The organism is Stenotrophomonas sp. PS02297, from assembly GCF_029959705.1.
GTDB classification, from domain to species: Bacteria; Pseudomonadota; Gammaproteobacteria; order Xanthomonadales; family Xanthomonadaceae; genus Stenotrophomonas; species Stenotrophomonas nitritireducens.
On sequence record NZ_JASCOS010000247.1, the window covers coordinates 1 to 738 of the forward strand.

Sequence of the window (738 nt, forward strand, 5' to 3'; positions counted from 1 at the left end):
CGCGGGCCGGGGCCGGCAGCATCCCCACCGCCACCGCGCCCAACGCCCGGGCGCGCGCGGGCGCGCGCGCCGTCGCGGGCTGGAGGGCGAAAGCGTGGTGCCGGTGATGCAGACCCTGATCGCCCAGGCCCACCACCGCCAGCTCACACCGGCCGCTTCCCCGCCCGCTTCCGAAGGCATCGCCATGTCCATTCCCTCCCCGTCCGGCCTCGCCTCCCGCCTGCTGCGCTGGCTGCCGCCACCACGCTACTGGCGCCCGCTGCTGTCGCGGATACCGGAACCGGTGCATGCCCGGGTGGTTCCGCGCGTGCTCGAACGCGCCGTCTCCGCGCCGGAGGTGCTGCGCAGCCTGGAGGCCCTCGAAGGCCGGCGGCTCGGCATCGACGTGCGCGATCTCGGCCTGCGCTGGGTGATCGAGCTGGCCGATGGCCGCCTGCGTTTGGCCGAGGGCGATGCGGAAGCCACGATCCGCGGCAGCGCCACCGACCTGTCGCTGCTGGCCAGCCGCCAGGAGGACGCCGACACCCTGTTCTTCCAGCGCCGGCTGGAACTGACCGGCGATACCGAACTGGGCCTGTTGCTGCGCAACCTGCTCGACCGCATGCCCTGGGAAGCGATACCGCTGGCGCAGCGGATCGCCCTGCAGCGTGGCAGCCGGCTGCTGCGGGCCGCGCGCGAGGCCCATGCGCGGCGGCATTGAGCGGACGCGCGTCCGGCCTTGCGCGCGGGCCACCCGGG

1 protein-coding gene is annotated in these 738 nt (G+C 75.1%); it reads left to right on the forward strand.

All coding sequences use genetic code 11. From position 1 onward, the window contains the following. On the forward strand, positions 1-700 hold a 700-nt coding region (locus QMX80_RS19220), incomplete at its 5' end, for an SCP2 sterol-binding domain-containing protein (RefSeq protein WP_282278775.1). Between the last annotated feature and the right edge of the window lie 38 nt (positions 701-738).